Raw genomic sequence first — 16,095 nt, 5'->3', positions numbered from 1 at the left:
GTCCGCGAAGCGGACGGTGACCCCCGGGCCCGTGGTGTCGAAGCCGGTGGCGGTCGTCCCCAGGTGGACCGGGCAGTCGCCGGCCTCCGTCAGCAGGGCCTCCTGGAGGTCCGCGCGGCTGAGGCAGAAGCTCCGCGCGCCCGCCTGCTCGCAGGCTTCCCCGAACGGCAGGTCCCGGATGAGCCGGCCGCGCCGGTCCATGATCCTGAACGACTCCACGGCCCGGCCGCGCTTGTCCAGGCCCAGGTCGATGCCGAGACCGGCGAGGGCGGTGACGGCATTGCTCATGACCGACAGGCCGGAGCCGGCTTCCCGCAGCTCGGTGGCGCGTTCGTACACCTCGACCTCGACGCCGACTCGCCTGAGCGCGACCGCGCACGTGAGACCTCCGATGCCGGCACCGATGACGAGGACTTTCGCAGGACGTCCCGATGGCATGGCGTCAGCCCACCCCGTGATCGCGGTCGGAGTCGTCGATCAGCTCGGCGAGGGTGTCCGCCAGCCGGGCCACGTGCGGCTCTTCCATCATGGTCAGGTGGTCCCCGGGGACACGGACCGTCCGGATCCGTCCCTCGGTCACGGCGCTCCAGCCGTTGCAGGGGTCCTGGTGGCGGGTGCGGGCGGCCCCGTGCATGGCGGACAGGACGGCGGGCAGCGGCTCGGCGGCCCGGACCAGCGTGAGGTCCTGCTCCTCGCGCGGGGGGCGGTAGGCCAGCGTCGCGTGCCAGTTCGCCCGGTAGACGTCGAACAGGCGGCGGACGACGGAACCGGAGCTGCCGGCCGGCAGGATGCCCCGCTCACTCGCGACGCGGGCCATGGACGCGAACCTCCCCTCCGGCGAGCCCGGCCCGCCCGGAACGGTCGGGGCGGGTGCCGTGCCGCCGTCGCGCGGCCAGAGCAGCTCGTGGAAGAACCACGCCAGCATGGCCTCGTCGTCGTGCGGGGAACGCGGCCCCTGTTCCAGGGCGGTGGTGTCGACCACCAGCAGGGTCACCCGCTCGCCCTCCGCCCGCAGCCGGCGGGCGATCTCGAAGGCGACGAAGCCGCCGAACGACCATCCGCCGACGGTGTACGGGCCGTGCGGGCGCACCCTCCGCAGGGCGGCGAGGTAGCTCTCCGCGAGCTCCTCCACGGTGCCCAGCGGGGCGGTGCCGGGGTCGGCCCCGGCGGCCTGGAACGCGTACAACGGCCGGTCGGCAGGGAAGTACCGGGCGAACGCGACGTAGCACAGCACGGTGCCGCCCATCGGGTGGACCATGAACAGCGGCGGGCGGTCGCCCTGCGGGCGGAGCGGCACCAAGGCGTCGAACGCGGCCTTGGCGCCGCCGTCGCGCAGCCGTGCCGCGAGCGCGGCGGGGGTGGGCGTCGCGACGAAGTCGGCCAGGCGGAGGTGCACCCGGTAGAGCTGTTCGATCCGGACCACCAGCCGCATCGCGGTCAGCGAGGTGCCGCCGAGGTCGAAAAGGCTGTCGTGCGTCCCCACCTCATCCAGGCCCAGCACGTCCGCCATCAGCTCGGCGAGCGTCTGTTCGTACGCGTCACGCGGACCGGTGCGGGGAGCGCGGCCGGCGGCGGCCAGCTGGGTGCGGCGCAGCGCGGCGTCGTCGCGCTTGCCGCTGGGGGTCAGCGGCCACCGGGAAACCCACTGCAGGTGCGAGGGGACCATATGGGCGGGCAGGACGGCGCGCAACCCCTCGCGGACGCCGGTCAGGTCCTCGTCGGTACCCTCGCCGAGGAGGAAGGCGGCGAGGAAGGTCTCGCCGTCCGCCCGCTCGCGGGCCACGACCGCGGCGTCGCGCAGGCCGGGAAAGCCGTGCGCCAGGCCGGTGACGGCCAGTTCCACCTCGGCCGGTTCCACACGGAAGCCGCGTACCTTCACCTGCGCGTCGTCGCGTCCGAGGAAGACGACGTCGCCGCCCGGAAGGACCATGCCGACGTCGCCCGTGTAGTAGAGCCGGTGGTCCCCGTCCGCGAACGGGTGCGGGAGGAATCGCTCCTTGGTCAGGTCCGGCCTGCCCTCGTAGCCGTCGGCCAGGAAGTTGCCGCCCAGGTACACGTCGCCCCGCGCCCCGATCGGCACCGGGCGCATCCGCTTGTCCAGGACGTGCACCTCGGCTCCGTCGAGGGCGCGGCCGATCGGCGGCAGCGCGGGGAAGGCGGTGGGGTCTCCGGTCATGGTGAACGCGGTGACCACATGCGTCTCGGTAGGCCCGTAGTGGTTCTCCAGGACCACGCCCGGGAGCTCGGCGCAGAAGGAGCGGATCTCCGGGGTGACGCGCAGCTGCTCGCCGCAGGTGATCACCGCCCGCAGGGCAGGCGGCGTGACGCCCAACGCCCCCGCGGCCTCCGCGAGCTGCTGGAGGGCCACCGGGGGGAGGAAGACCTGCTCGACGCGCTCGCGGTCCAGCAGGTGCAACAGAGCGGGCATGTCGCGCCGTTGCGCGTCGTCGGCCAGGCACAGGGTGCCACCTGTGCACAGGGTGGAGAAGATCTCCTGGAAGGAGATGTCGAAGCTCAGCGGCGCGAACTGGAGTGTGACGCCGCCGGGGACCGCGCTGGGCGCCGCAGCCTGCCAGGCCACCAGGGAGGCCAGGGTGCGGTGCGGCATGACGACGCCCTTGGGGGTCCCGGTGGAGCCGGAGGTGAACAGGACGTACGCGGTGTCCTCGGCGCCCGGTCCGCTCCCCGCCGGTGCATCCGGTACGCCTCGTGACGGCACGTCCGGCGTCGGTGCGGCCACCGACTCGGCGGGCAGTAGCAGCGCCGGGTCGCCGGCGAGGTGGGCGTGGGCGACCTCGGCCACGACGCGGAAGGGTCGGGCCTGCTCCAGCATGGTGGCCAGCCGGGCGGGCGGATAGCCAATGTCCATCGGGACGACCGCGCATCCGGCGCGCATGGCTCCCAGGAGCACCGCCATGGTCAGCGGGGACCGGTTCATGGCGACCCCGATCCGGGCGTTCGCCGGCGCGCCGAGCGCGTACAGCCGTCCGGCCACGTTCTGCGCGGCCTCGGCCAGCCGGGCGTAGCTCCACCGTTCCCCGCCCGCCACCACGGCGGTCGCGTCCGGGGTGCGGGCCGCCTGTTCGGCGAAGCGGGAGACGACCGTGGGATGTTCCGCCGGAGGGGCCAGGACGGGCCGGGGGGAGAGGAAGGCGAAGTCCGGCGCTTCGTCCGGGTGCTCCACCAGACGCCGTAGGACTCGCAGGTAGCAGTCCGCGTAGAGGTCGCCCTGCTCGGCCGGGAAGGTCTCCCCGTCGCAGTCGATCCGCAGCCACGTGCCGGTGCCGTCCGGTTCGGTGATCGCGTTCACCAGGAGGCGGAAGTCGTTCTCCTCCCAGGTGCGGAAAGCGGTGAGGCGCAGACCGGGCAGGTCGAGCACACGGGAGAGCTGGCGGAAGTGCACGTAGTTGAAGGCGGTGTCCAGCGCGGGGCCGCCGTGGTCCTCCTGGACGGCGCTCAGCGGGTAGTGGCGGTGGGGGTGGTCTTCCTGTTCCTGGCGGAAGCTCGCGCGCGCCACCTCCAGCCAGCTGTCCCGCGCGGTGTCCAGGCGTACGGGCACGGTGTTCAGGAAGAGCCCGGCGGTGCGCTCCGCACCGGCCGTCTCCGGACGGCCGTGGGTGATGAGACCCGTGGTGACGTCACGGGTGCCGGCGAGCGCCGCCAGCGTCAGGGCGTGTGCCGCGAAGAGCACGGACTTGACGGGCAGGGCGTGTTCGGCCGCGAGGCTCCGCGCCTGCTCGACGAGGGCGGCGGGCAGGTCGACCCGCCGGGAGGCCGGTCGGTGTCCGGTGCCGGGCAGGTGGGGAGAGAACGACTCGACCGGCAGGGGCTCGCAGCCGGCCAGCTTCTCGCGCCAGTACCGCCGGGACTCCGCCGAACGCAGGGCTGCCCGCTCCAGCCGCACGTGGGCCGCCGGTGAGGGGGGTGCCGCTCCTTCCACGGGGCCGGTGTCCAGGCCGAGGCCGTGCGCGTAGTCCTGGAGCAGCTCCTGGAGCAGGGTGGCGACGCTGCCGCCGTCGAGGAGCGCGTGGTGGAAGCTGAGGACGAGGTCGACGGCGGTGGCCCGTACGTGGGCGCGGAACAGGTACAGCGGCGGCCGGTCGAAGGTGTACGGATGGCGGCGGCGTTCCTCGACGTGCGCGGCCACCTCGGCCTCGGCCGCCGCGTCGTCCAGCGGACGCAGGTCGGCGATCTCCAAGCCACCGTGCACCCGGGGCAGGACGACCTGCAGCGGTTCGGCGCCGTTCAGGTCGAACGCCGACCGAAGCGCCGCGTGCCGGGCCGTCAGCTGGTCGAAGGCTCGGCGGAACTCCTCCTCGTCCCACGGCATCTCCAGGGTGTACCGAAAGACGTCCAGGTACCTGGCCGAGGACTCGTGCCGTCGGCTGTGGTACAGCAGGCCGAGCTGGAGCCGGGTCAGCGGGTGGGCGTCCTCGGCGTCCCGGAGCCGGGCCCGGTCCACGTCGGCCACGAGGGCGAACGGGGCCGGGCCGGTCTCGGCGCCGGACGCGTCGCATTCCTCGGCGTACGGGGCGAGGCCCGCCACCGTCGGGTTCCGCAAGATGTCGGTGAGCGAGAGGCGCAGTCCTCGGGCCTCCGCTTCGGCGCGGACCCTGAGCATGGTGATCGAGTCGCCGCCGAGGGCGAAGTAGTCGTCATGCACCCCCACCATGTCGTGGCCCAGGACGCGGGCCCAGACCTCGGCGAGAACCGCTTCGGTGCGGTCGCGCGGCTGCCCGCCCCCGGAGGCTCCGGCGGTCCCGGCGGTGTCGTCCGGCGGGGGCAGCGCGCGGCGGTCGGCCTTGCCGTTGGGGGACAGCGGGATCACGTCGATCCGGGTGAAGGACGCCGGGACCATGAACGCCGGCAGCGTGCGTCCGAGCCGCTCGCGCAGCAGCGCCGCATCGATGTCGGTCGCGGTCTCGGCGACGTAGTAGCCGGCCAGGACGGTTCCCCGGTCGGCGGTGGCACGGCCCACCACGACGGCGTCGCGTACCCCGGGGACCGCGCGCAGGGCGGCCGCCACCTCGCCGGGCTCGACGCGCTGCCCTCGGACCTTGACCTGGTCGTCGATCCGCCCGAGGTACTCCAGGGTGCCGTCCGCGAGCCACCGGGCCAGGTCCCCGCTGCGGTAGAGGCGGCCGCCCGGCATGAACGGGTCGTCGCCGAACTTCTCGGCGGTCAGCTCCGGGCGGTCGAGGTAGCCCCGGGCGACGCCGACTCCGCCGATGCACAGCTCGCCGGCGACGCCGACGGGTTGCGGCAGGTCGTCGGCGCCCAGCACGTACAGCCTGGTGTTGTCGATCGGCCGGCCGATCGGGACCCGTGCGACGGCGAGGGTGGGGTCGGTCGGGCAGTCGTACGACGAGACGTCGACCGTCGCCTCGGTCGGGCCGTACAGGTTCACGAGCTGCGCCGGCCGCTCGGTGCCGCTCTCGCGGCGGCACCGGTCGGCGAGGCGGTTGAACCGTTCGACCTGCTCCCGGGGCAGGGCCTCGCCGCTGCAGTGGACGTACCGCAGGGACGCGATGCCCCGCCGTGCCTCCCCTGACTCCTCCAGCAGGTCGAGGAACGGGCCGAGCATCGAGGGGACGAAGTGCACGGCGGTGACCCGGTGCTCGCGGACCGCCCGGAGTACCTCGCGCGGGTCTCGCTGCCCGCCGGGCGGAAGCAGGGCCACGGTCGCGCCCTCGACGGCCCACCAGAACAGCTCCCACACGGAGACGTCGAAGGAGGCCGGCGTCTTCTGCAGGAGCACGTCCCCTTCTCCGAGCGGGTAGCGGCGCTGCATCCACGCGAGGCGGTTGACCACGCTGTGATGTTCGACCATGACGCCCTTGGGGTGCCCGGTGGAGCCGGAGGTGTAGATGACGTAGGCGAGGTTCCGGGAGGTGGCGACCTGCTCGACCGGAGCCCCGTTGCCGGTCATCAGGTCGTCGATCCGCCGGGCCGGCACTTCTGAGGGGAGGACGGTGGGCGCGCCGTCGACGATCACCAGCTTGGCGCGGCTGTCGCGCAGCAGGAAGTCCACCCGCTCAGCCGGATGGTCGGGGTCCACGGGTACGTAGGCGCCGCCGGCCTTCAGGATGCCGAGCAGCGCGACCGGCAGCCGCGGTCCCCGCTTCATCATCACCGCGACGCGGTCGTCCGGGCCGACGCCGTCCGCCCGCAGGGCGCGGGCGATGCGGTTGGCCCGCTCGTCGAGCTCGGCGTAGCTCAGCGTCCCGCCGGACGCCGTGACCACGGCGGTCCGTTCCGGCTGGGCGGCTGCCCGGGCCTCGAACAGCCCGTGCACGGTCGCCCGGTCCGCGTAAGGGACCCGGGGACCGTGCGCGCGTCCGGCGGTGAGGTCCCGGTGCTCTTCCGGCGTCAGCATGGAGACATCGCGGAGCGGCCGGTCCAGTAGCTCCACACCGTGCTCCAAGAGTGTCCTGAGCTGGCCGGCCACGGCGGTGACGGGGAGGTCCTCGTCGAAGACGTCTCGGGCGTAGTCCAGGTCGACGCGGATGTCGGCGGTGTCGTCGAAGGCGGAGACCAGGACGCCCAGCGCGGCCTGGTCGTGCGAGGGAGCCATCAGGGCGCTGCGTCGGACGATCCCCGGGACGTCAGGCCGGGACCAGTTCACCGAGGAGAGCGTCACGTCGAAGAGCTGCCGCGGGTCCCCGGCCGTCGAAGACGTCTCGCGCAGGACCTCGCCGAGCGGAAGCCGTTCGTGGCGCCGGAGCCGACGGGTCGTGTCCTGGACTTCGGCGAGGAGTTCCCGGACGGTCAGCCCACCGGAGGCCGTGATCCGCAGCGGAAGGGTGTTGGCGAACTGGCCGAGGACGTCCCTGTGCCGCTTCGTCGGGCGGTTGAGGAAGGGGACGCCCAGCACCACTTCCCCGCTGCGGTGCAGGCGCGTCAGCCACACGCCGAGCATGGCCGCGACGTAGGTGGAAGGCCAGTGGCCCACGGCGCGGATGCGATCGACGAGGGCGCCGTCGACGACGAACGAGTGGCGCCCCCGCTCGCGCGGGCCGTCGCCCGTCGTACGGGTGAACAGCGCGGGTGTCACGCCCGCGAGGTACCCCCGGTGGAAGGCGCGGTCGCGGTCGCCGTCGGGCCCCGCGAGGTAGGCGGCGTCCTCCTCGACGAACGCCAGGTAGGAAGGGGCTTCCCCGTCGCTCTCCCGCCGGTCGCCCTCCGGGGCGCCGCCGACCTGCGGAGCATCGGCGTACTCCCGGAGGATCTCGTGGCCCAGCCGGTCGAGGGTCCAGCCGTCGGCGACGATGTGGTGCGCCTTGACGTGCAGGTGCGTGACGTCCGCGCCCTCCAGGAGGACCGTGGCCTCGGTCAGGGGGCCGCCGTCCATGGGCAGGGCGCGCCCCATCGACGCCCGCATCCAGTCGGCGCGGGCGGTGTCCGGTTCGGGCGCGTCCGAGAGGTCGACCACGGCGACCCGGACCGCCTCCGGTGCCACACGCTGGAAGGGGACGCCGACGCTGTCTGCGAACCGCAACCGGAACGTCTCGTGCCGGTGCAGCACGCGTTCCGCGCAGGCGGCGAGCCTGCGGTGGTCGACGCCGCCGTGCAGGCGTTCGTGGAGCACGCAGTTGAACTGCGGTGATTCCGGCGTTCGGGATCCTGCGGACCAGATGTCTCGCTGGTACGACGTCAACGGGTGTGGTGATCCGTGGTGAGTGCTCAACTGTGGAGGTTTCCTTCGAGCCGTACCGGGATCTCCCGGTGGCCGTTGAAGATGAGGGAGGGCAACGGGGCAAGGCGGTCGGAACCGACGGCCAGTCCGAGGCCGGGGAACCGGGAGAAGAGCGCGGACAGTGCGATGCGGCCTTCCAGGCGGGCGAGTTCGGCGCCCAGGCAGTAGGTGGGGCCGTGGCTGAAGGCCAGGTGATCGCGGACATTGGGGCGGGTGACGTCGAAGAGGTCGGCCCCTTGGCCGTGGACTCCGGGATCGCGGCCGACGGCAGCGTAGTTGATGACGAGGGCGTCGCCCCGCTCGAACGTCAGCCCCGTCGGTTCGTCGTGGAGGTCCTCGGTGGGGAAGCGCATCATGAAGCTTGCCACCGGGGCTTGGTGGCGCAGCGTCTCCTCCACGACCCGGTCCCAGCCGACCCGGCCCGACACGGCCAGGGCCAGCTGTTCCGGGTGGGTGAGCAGGTTGACCACGGCGTGGTCGAGCAGGTTCGCCGTGGTCCCGTAACCGGCGCCGAGCACCATCCAGATGTTGTCGCCCACCTCCCGCTCGTCGAGCAGGCCCTCGCGGTGCGCGTCGACCAGTGCGGTGGCGATGTCGTCGCCGGGCCGTTCGGACTTGAGCACGATCAGCTTCGCGAGGAGCCGCGCGGCCTCCGCCTCGGTGTCACTCGCCTGCTCCGCGCTCAGGTCGGTGGTGAAAACCATGTCGTTGACGGCCTGGAAACCGTCGTGCATGGATTCCGGCAGTCCGACCAGCGTGGTGACCGTCCGCCACGGCAACTGCGTGGCGAACCACTTCCGCAGGTCCACGACCCCGTCGGGAGCGAGGGCCGCCTCCCGTGCGAGGTCGTCGAGGAGTACGGCGGTGGTCTCCTCGATCCACGGGGCGAGCGCCCGCACGCGGCGGGCGCCGAACGCCGGCACCAGAGGGTGGCGCAACCGGGTGTGGTCGGGCCCGTACGCGGTCTGGACGGTGCGGATGTCGACCCAGATCCGCAGGGGCCAGTCGGCGGGGAGGGCGCCGTCGACGAAAGCGGGCCAGTGCTGGTGGGCGTCCTTGGAGACCCGGGGGTGGACCAGTAATCGCCGGACGAGTCCCGGGTCGGTCACCGACCAGGCCGTTACGCCGCCGGGCAGTTCGACCCGGGCGGCCGGACCCAGCGCGCGCAGCGCCCCGGCTTCGCCGTGGATGTCCGCGGCGCTGCCGTCCAGGCGGTAGGGGCAGCGGTCGCGGGAGGGCGGGGAGGGCATGGCGGACGACCTCGGCGGCGGTAGGAGTCTCGGCGACGAACGGCGGTGCTCGGTGTCCGGCGATGGACGGCGGTAGACCGGTTCTCAGGGGCGGACCGCGGTCAACAGCCCGTAGCGGAGCTCCGCGACCTCGAAGAAGAACCAGTGGCCCAGGTCGGCCGCCGCCGCCCATTCGCGCGACGTCTCGCCGCTGGAGTTGTCCGCTGCGTTCCGCCAGCCGCTGATCATGCTGCCGTAGCAACGCCGGACGTTCTCGGTGATATCGGTGTGGTCCACCACCTCAAGACCGGCCTCGCGCAGCAGCTCGCCGTACATGTCAGTGGTCAGCGAGAACTTGAAGTACGCGTACGCGTCGGCCATGCGGGCCGCGTCCGGCCCGGTGAGCTCGCCCGCGAGGCTGTGCTCGGCGATGACCAGCCGGCCGCCGGGGCGCAGGACCCGCGCGATGTGCCCGAGGGCCGCCTTCTTGTCCTTCATGTGCATCAGGGACTCGATGGCGTACGCGCCGTCGAAGGTCTTGTCTTCGAAGGGGTTCTCCATGGCGTCGGCCAGCCGGAACGTGGCTCGCCCGGGGAGGTCCGGGGACAGGGGACGGCTGTTGGCCAGGTCCACCTGGTAGTCGCTGACGCTGATGCCGGTGATCTCCACGGCGTGACGGGCGACGATGCGCGCCGCGGTGCTGCCGTGGCCGCAGCCCACGTCGAGCAGGTGGTGCCGCTCGGTCGGAGCGAGGCGTTCGGTGACGAGGTCCGTCAACCGGTCGGTCGCCTCCCGCATGGAGCTGTCGTCCGCGTCGTCCTCCCAGTAGCCGACGTGGATGTTGCCGCCGAGGGCGTGGTCGTACACGTCCGTGTGACGGTCGTAGAAGGTCCCCACGTCGCCGGACGTATGGCGGTTCTGCGTCAGCATGAGGGAGCCTTTCACGGTTGGTCGAGCCACGCGCTGTGGCGAAGAAGGGGCCCGGTCGGCCTGTGCGACCGGGCCTCCGGGAGCGTGTCGATGGTGCCAAGCGCGCCGGCCCGAACGGGGCGAACGAGCTGCGGTTTCACCGTTTGGGGGACACGGATCTCACCTGTCCGGCGGAACGGACGACGGCGGAGCGGCGGACGGATCTGTGGGGGAACGCCGTCGGTCGGCGGGGGCGCGCTCCCGGCACACGCGGCCGCCGGGCACGTCCGTCACCCCCCGGAGGGGGCGCGAGGCCGTGCCCGGCGGAGTGGGTGCGGTGAGCGTGTTCACGCCGTCAGCCCGTACGGGCCGACCGGATCCACTCAGACGCGCCCGAAGAACAGGCTGCCCGGCGCCTCCGGGTCGTTCGACAGGAAGTGCTCACGGACGGCGCGGATGAACTCGTGGCGCGAGATCGCGCCGTCACCGTCGGTGTCCAGCTTCGTGAACATGTCCATCGCGTCAGGGGCTTCGCTCTTCCACACGTCCCGCAGGAAGCGCTTGAACTCGTCCTTGCTGATCTCGTTGTCGCCGTCGACGTCGATGACGTCGAAGATGGCGTGGCCGCCGCCCTCGGTGACGTTGAGGCGGCTGGTGTCGACGACGGCGAGGCGGTTGGCGATGACGAACTGGTCCTTCGTCAGCCGGTCGCCGTCCACGCCCGCGTGGCGCAGCAGCTCCAGCCAGTAGATCTGGCAGAAGGTCTGCAGAGCCCTGGATCGGCGGTCGTTCTTGTCGAGCTTGTACGCCTGGATGTAGCGGTCGGCGAGCTTCTGGTAGTCCGACCAGTCCAGGTAGCCGTCGTTGTTGGCGTCCATGGTGTCGAAGGTGCGCTCGAGCTTGGTGGTGATGATGTCCTGTACTGCGGCGGTCACGTGTCCTCCTTGGGGAGAAAGGGGGGATGTACGCGAGCACCCTTGCGCGAGGGACATCCCGCACAAAAGTGCCCATCCCCCCCTTCCACTCCTTCGGCCCAGCCGGGCCACCCGTAGGAGTGCGTTCGGCACGGACCGACGCACATACTGAAGTCCCGCCCACGGAAGCGGGGCGCCGCGCACTGTCGCCGGACGCCGTCGGCTCCGAGAAGCCGAAGCCGCCGACCGTGCCACCGATGCCACGACGGCAAGGGGGCGGAACGCCCTGCCGTCCGGCCCGCGGAGCACGACCCCGCCCGCCTCCATGCCATCAACCGGAGTGAACACGTGTCGAAATCGTCGGGTCCGACGTCGCCCGCAGGCCGGGCCGTACTGATCACCGGGGCCTCCTCCGGCCTGGGGGAAGCCTGCGCGCTCCACATGTCCCGGGTCGGCTTCCACACCCTCGCCGGGGTCCGCCGCCCCGAGGACGGGGAACGGCTGCGCGCGGCGGCAGCCGGCCGGCTGACGCCGGTGATCGTCGACGTGACGGACGAGAAGTCGGTCCGGGCGGCCGTGGACGAGGTGACCGGGCTGCTCGGCGGCGCCGGACTGTGGGGGCTGGTCAACAACGCGGGCATCGCGGTCACGGCTCCGCTGGAGTGCGTGCCCATGGAGCAGATGCGCAGGCAGCTCGACATCAACGTGATCGGCCAGGTGCAGATGGTCCAGGGCTTCCTGCCGCTGCTGCGTGCCGGTACCGGGCGGATCGTCAACGTGTCCTCCGGCCTCGGGAACGTCGCCCTTCCCTACCTCGGCGCCTACGCCGCCTCTCAGTTCGCCAAGGAGGCCCTCAGCGACGCACTGCGCCGCGAACTCGCTCCACAGCGCATCCCCGTCGTGGTGATCCAGCCGGGCGCTGTCCTGACCCCCCTCTGGTCCAAGATGTCCGACACGGGCAACCGGGCTCTGGAGGGCGCACCCGAGCCGGTCCGTGAGCTCTACCGCGACTCGTTCCTCGGCTTCATGGAGGCGAACGAGACCTCGGCCCGCAGTAGCAGCACGACCGTCGACGACGTCGCCCGGGTGGTGTTCCGCGCGCTGGTCGCCGAGCGGCCGAGGACCCGGTACACCGTCGGCCGCGACGCCACCGGCAGCCGGGTCCTGTCGAGGCTGCTGCCGGACCGGGCCCTGGACCGAGTCTTCGGCGGGACGTCGGCCCTGAAGAGTCTCAGGAACTGAACGCCCCCGACCGCCACCCACCCCACCGCATGAGAGGGCCCGGCGGCCACCTCGTTCTCCTCTGGTGCGCACGCGATGCGTGAGCGGATGGCCTGACACCACGCCGCACGAGCGGGAACGGATGCACCGCCGCCCCAGGCCGACCAGCACTCCGAAGCAGTACGCGGCTCAACCCGGCACGGATTCGAGCCCGCTCCTTCTGGGCAGGTCGATGAATCCGAATCCTGAGATCGGCTTGCGTAGAGGCCTGAAGGGGTCCCGAACGGAAGCAGTCGGCGCCGTCGTCCGTCCGTTCGCCTGGACCCCTTGACCCGCAAGTCATAGCGCAGCGCGCGGGCTCCAGTGTCCGAGGGTCGATCTAACTACTCGTCAGTAAAGTCAGCAAAAGGTCAGCATTCGCCCAACCAGAGCTGATTACAGCCTGCAACACCTGAGACTCGATGGCTCACCCCGAAGGCCGTCGGACAATGTCCGACGCCCCCCCTTCGGCAACAAGAAGCGGAAAGGGTGCCGCGCGCGCTGCGCCCGGCCGGGGGCGGAATGAATTGGCAGGTCAACGCACTCTTCCTCTGGGCTTCAGGTGAGTAGGCGGCAGTTCGGGGGACGGAATCGGAGGGCCGTCGTAGCCCTTCACCTCACCGAATCGCGTCCCGTTCATCCAGTCTTCGCGGGCCTGCGCGATATCATGGTGTGACCGTCCGATCCAGTTCCAGAACATCACGATCTCCTCTTCGAACGGCTCGCCGCCCAGGAGCATCAGGCTCGCGTCCGAGGCTGCCCGCAGGGGGAGTTCCGTGCGGCCGCAGCCGAGGTAAAGCATCGAGCCCGGGAGGACCGGGACGCCGTCCACGTGGGTCTCACCCGACATCGACAGGACCGCGTACTCGAAGTCCGGGTCCAGCGGGAGGCGGGATTCCGTGCCCGCCGCCAGGGTCAGGTCCGCGCCCACGATCGGGCTGTACGCCGTGCCCGGCGAGGTTGCCGTGTCCAGGGTGCCCAGGATGACCGTCGCCGTCAGACCCGGGGCCGTGACCGTCGGGAGGTCGGCGTGGTGCTGGAAGTGCGGTTCCACGTCGCGGTGGGCGTCCGGCAGGGCCACCCACAGTTGGGCGCCGTGCAGGAAGCGGGCGTGCGGGCGCGGGCTCTCCTCCGAGTGGCTGATGCCGCGGCCGGAGGTCATCAGGCCCAGTTCCCGGGGGCGGATCGTCTCCAGGCTGCCCACGCTGTCGCGGTGCAGCACCTCTCCCTCGTGCAGCCAGCTCACCGTCTGGAGCCCGGAGTGCGGGTGCGGTGCGACCTGCATGCCGGGCTCGTCGGCGATGTCGTCCGGGCCGTAGTGGTCCACGAAGCACCAGGCGCCCACCATGCGGCGCCCCAGGTTCGGCAGGAGTCGGCGGACCTCGGTGGACTCCCCGAGCTTGACCGTGCGCGGGCTGAGGAGCTCGCGCACCGGTTCGGCCACGACGAAGCCGCGGCCGCCGCAGGCGGATAGAGCGGGCTGGCGATCGAGATTGCTCATGTGGACAACCTAGCCCCGGGGAGGTGGCGACGGAGAGCGGAATGTTCCACGACCAAGGCGTGTTGGAGGCAGCGGACAGACCACCTGAACGGCGGAAGGGACGCGATGAACGCGCCGACGACGTACTTCGAGCACGGGACGGCAGCCGAGCGCTGGGCGCGCGCCCAGCTCTTCTTCGACGCGAAGGAGTACGCGACGGCCGCCCGCATCCTGGAGACGCTGGCGGGCGAGGCCCACGAGCAACTGGCGCCCCGGCTGCTGCTGGCCCGCGCCTACTACCACTCCGCCCAGCTCTCCCGCGCCGAGCGCGAGCTGCGCGCCATCCTGGAGCGCTGGCCGGTCGAGGACTACGCACAGCTGATGCTCGGTCGCACCCTGGAGCGGCTGGGCCGGGCCACCGAGGCTCGTCCGTACCTGCGGATGGCGGCCGCCATGGCGGGCGAGTTCCCCGAGTAGCGCGCCGCTCGGCCCCGCGCATGCGGGGTCGGGCCTCCGGCTCGGATAGCCTGGGGCCCATATGAACCGCCTCACCACACCCTTCGGCTCCTACGAGCTCACCCGCTTCCCCGAGGACCCGCGCGACCGGCTCCGTGCCTGGGACGCCGCGGACGAGTACCTGCTGCGCCACCTCGACTCCGGTACCGGTGAGCGGGGACCGGTGGACCTGGCCGGCGCCGCCGGCCGGATCACCGTGCTCGGGGACCGCTGGGGGACGCTGACGACGGCGCTCGCCACGCACCGCCCGACGCAGATCACCGACTCCGCCCTGACCCGCGCCGCCACCGCCGCGAACCTGGACCGGGCCGGCATCGGGACGGCCAAGTCGACGGTGACCCTGCTGACCAGCCAGGACCCGCCGCCCGAGCGGATCGACGTCCTGCTGGTGCGCGTGCCCAAGAGCCTGGCGCTGCTGGAGGACCAGCTGTACCGGCTGGCGCCGCACGTCCACGCGGGCACCGTCGTCGTCGGCACCGGCATGGTCAAGGAGATCCACACCTCCACGCTGCGCCTCTTCGAGAAGATCCTCGGCCCGACGAAGACCTCGCTCGCGGAGAAGAAGGCGCGGCTGATCTTCTGCACGCCGGGCACCCCCGGGGCGACCCGCCCCACCTCCGCCGGACCGTGGCCGCTGACGTACACGGTGGACGAGGACGCCGGATCCGCCTCCGGCCTGTCCGTCGTCAACCACGCCGGGATCTTCTGCGCCGACCGGCTCGACGTCGGCACCCGCTTCTTCCTGCAGAACCTGCCGACCAACACCGACGGTGCCCGGGTCGTGGACCTGGGCTGCGGCAACGGCGTCGTCGGCACGGCCGTCCAGGCCCACGACCCGGACGCGGAGGTCGTGTTCACCGACGAGTCCTACCAGGCGGTCGCCTCGGCGCGGGAGACCTACCGGGCGAACATCCGCGAGGGCCGGCGCACCGCCGAGTTCCACGTCGGCGACGGTGTCGCGATGCTCTCCCCCGGCTCCGTCGACCTGGTGCTGAGCAACCCGCCCTTCCACTCCCACCAGGCCACGACGGACGCGACGGCGCTGCGGATGTTCGCGCAGTCGCGCAAGGTGCTGCGCCCGGGCGGCGAACTGTGGATCGTCGCCAACCGGCACATGGGCTACCACACCCACCTGCGCCGGCTCTTCGGCAACAGCGAAGTCGTCGCGAGCGAGCCGAAGTTCGTGGTCCTGCGCGCGGTCAAGCAGGATCGTCCGCGGGCCATGTGACCTGCCGGTACGTCCTACACTCTGGCGCGTGAGCAGCCAGGTGGAGAACGGGAACGGCGGCGGAAGCGGCGGCACGGGCGACCGCGGCACGGGCGACGGTGGCACGGGCGGCGGTGGCGGGCGCTACCGCCGCGAGGACGTGGCCCGGGCTGCCGGCGTCAAGGTGCGCAACCTGCGCTACTACCAGGAGCGCGGGCTGCTGCCCCCGCCGCGCCGTGAGGGCCGGATCGCCTGGTACTCCGACGACCACCTGACCCGGCTGCGCCTGATCAGCGACCTGCTGGGCCGCGGCTACACGGTCAACGGCATCGCCGAGCTGCTCCAGGCGTGGGAGGAAGGTGGCGGCCTGGCCCAACTGCTGGGCCTGGAACGGGAGATGACCCGCGACTGGCTCCAGGAGGAGCCGGTGACGCTGTCCCGGCGCGAGTTGCGGGAGCTGTTCGGCCCGACCGCGACCGCCGAGGACACCCGGCGGGCGGCCGAGCTCGGCTACGTGACGATCGACGGGGACCTGGTCACCTACCCGAACCGCCGGTTGCTGGAGGCCACGCTGACGCTGGTGCGGCAGGGCGTGCCGCTCGCGGAGATCCTGGATGCCGGGGAGTTCGTACAGGTGCAGGCCGCGGCGGTCGCGGACCGGTTCGTGGGGCTGTTCCGGCGCTACGTGATCGACGCGGCGGGCCCGGAAGGCCTGGAGGGCCTGGAACGGCTTTCGGCCACGCAACTTCAACACATCACGGCCGCGGTGACTGCCCTGCGGCCCGTCGCCGGCGAGGTGCTGACCTCGGAGTTCGCGCGGGCGATGGCCCGGCGGGTGGATGCGGAGGTCGCCGAACTCCTGCGTACGGAGCAGTAGGAGTCGG

10 protein-coding genes are annotated in these 16,095 nt (G+C 72.1%); 4 read left to right on the top strand and 6 right to left on the bottom strand.

The window, feature by feature from the left end:
* The 5 genes from AB8A24_RS13605 to AB8A24_RS13585 form a co-directional block, all read right to left on the bottom strand.
* The coding region (locus AB8A24_RS13605; protein WP_369475780.1) for an NAD-binding protein at positions 1-438 on the bottom strand (438 nt) is incomplete at its 3' end.
* Between the two features lie 4 nt (positions 439-442).
* Entirely contained in the window at positions 443-7,657 is a 7,215-nt protein-coding gene (locus AB8A24_RS13600) for an amino acid adenylation domain-containing protein (protein ID WP_369475778.1), read from the bottom strand.
* 26 nt (positions 7,658-7,683) lie between these two features.
* Complete coding sequence (locus AB8A24_RS13595; RefSeq protein ID WP_328764349.1) at positions 7,684-8,946, bottom strand: cytochrome P450; 1,263 nt, start codon at positions 8,944-8,946, stop codon at positions 7,684-7,686.
* Positions 8,947-9,030: 84 nt separating this feature from the next.
* Positions 9,031-9,855, bottom strand: a complete 825-nt coding sequence (locus AB8A24_RS13590; protein WP_328764348.1) for a methyltransferase domain-containing protein — start codon at positions 9,853-9,855, stop codon at positions 9,031-9,033.
* A gap of 362 nt (positions 9,856-10,217) precedes the next feature.
* A complete protein-coding gene (locus AB8A24_RS13585) occupies positions 10,218-10,769 on the bottom strand; it encodes an EF-hand domain-containing protein (protein ID WP_328764347.1) in 552 nt (183 codons plus the stop codon).
* Between the two features lie 327 nt (positions 10,770-11,096).
* Between AB8A24_RS13585 and AB8A24_RS13580 the strand changes: the two genes are divergently transcribed.
* Positions 11,097-11,990, top strand: a complete 894-nt coding sequence (locus AB8A24_RS13580; RefSeq protein WP_328960546.1) for an SDR family oxidoreductase — start codon at positions 11,097-11,099, stop codon at positions 11,988-11,990.
* Between the two features lie 553 nt (positions 11,991-12,543).
* Here the strand turns inward: AB8A24_RS13580 and AB8A24_RS13575 are convergent.
* Positions 12,544-13,509, bottom strand: a complete 966-nt coding sequence (locus AB8A24_RS13575) for a pirin family protein (RefSeq protein WP_328960547.1) — start codon at positions 13,507-13,509, stop codon at positions 12,544-12,546.
* A 105-nt stretch (positions 13,510-13,614) separates the two neighbouring features.
* On the opposite strand from AB8A24_RS13575, the gene AB8A24_RS13570 reads away from it, so the two are divergent.
* From AB8A24_RS13570 to AB8A24_RS13560, 3 genes are all read left to right on the top strand, one after another.
* Positions 13,615-13,965, top strand: a complete 351-nt coding sequence (locus AB8A24_RS13570; protein ID WP_328960548.1) for a tetratricopeptide repeat protein — start codon at positions 13,615-13,617, stop codon at positions 13,963-13,965.
* A gap of 61 nt (positions 13,966-14,026) precedes the next feature.
* Complete coding sequence (locus AB8A24_RS13565) at positions 14,027-15,232, top strand: methyltransferase (RefSeq protein WP_369475775.1); 1,206 nt, start codon at positions 14,027-14,029, stop codon at positions 15,230-15,232.
* A gap of 28 nt (positions 15,233-15,260) precedes the next feature.
* A complete protein-coding gene (locus AB8A24_RS13560; RefSeq protein WP_369475773.1) occupies positions 15,261-16,088 on the top strand; it encodes a MerR family transcriptional regulator in 828 nt (275 codons plus the stop codon).
* Positions 16,089-16,095 lie beyond the last annotated feature (7 nt).

Origin of the sequence: Streptomyces sp. BF23-19 (assembly GCF_041106355.1) — a bacterium.
Lineage (GTDB): Bacteria > Actinomycetota > Actinomycetes > Streptomycetales > Streptomycetaceae > Streptomyces > Streptomyces virginiae_A.
This window is presented reverse-complemented; position numbering and strand designations above follow the sequence as displayed.

Excerpts from the sequence above, each read along its gene's own strand:
- AB8A24_RS13575 (WP_328960547.1), bottom strand. The coding sequence starts at position 13,509 with ATGAGCAATCTCGATCGCCAGCCCGCTCTATCCGCCTGCGGCGGCCGC.
- AB8A24_RS13570 (WP_328960548.1), top strand. The coding sequence starts at position 13,615 with ATGAACGCGCCGACGACGTACTTCGAGCACGGGACGGCAGCCGAGCGC.
- AB8A24_RS13595 (WP_328764349.1), bottom strand. The coding sequence starts at position 8,946 with ATGCCCTCCCCGCCCTCCCGCGACCGCTGCCCCTACCGCCTGGACGGC.
- AB8A24_RS13590 (WP_328764348.1), bottom strand. The coding sequence starts at position 9,855 with ATGCTGACGCAGAACCGCCATACGTCCGGCGACGTGGGGACCTTCTAC.
- AB8A24_RS13565 (WP_369475775.1), top strand. The coding sequence starts at position 14,027 with ATGAACCGCCTCACCACACCCTTCGGCTCCTACGAGCTCACCCGCTTC.